The organism is Sporosarcina luteola (genome assembly GCF_023715535.1).
Lineage (GTDB): Bacteria > Bacillota > Bacilli > Bacillales_A > Planococcaceae > Sporosarcina > Sporosarcina luteola_B.
Map to the genome: position 1 here is coordinate 1 of NZ_JAMBOI010000083.1, position 255 is coordinate 255.

General features: G+C 51.8%; 1 rRNA gene. It reads right to left on the bottom strand.

The annotated features are described in order from the left end of the window. Positions 1-202 (bottom strand): 16S ribosomal RNA (locus tag M3191_RS18445); the annotation flags it as partial. Between the last annotated feature and the right edge of the window lie 53 nt (positions 203-255).

Consider the following 255-nt stretch of genomic DNA (forward strand, 5'->3'; position numbering starts at 1 on the left):
GTTCTTCCATGCGGAAGAACCGATTATTCGGTATTAGCCCCGGTTTCCCGGAGTTATCCCCATCTGCAGGGCAGGTTGCCCACGTGTTACTCACCCGTCCGCCGCTGAAATCAGGGAGCAAGCTCCCATCAATCCGCTCGACTTGCATGTATTAGGCACGCCGCCAGCGTTCGTCCTGAGCCAGGATCAAACTCTCCATAATAGAGAAATTCGAGTAGCTCGAGTTTCTTGCTGGCATCAATTAAGATGTCAATT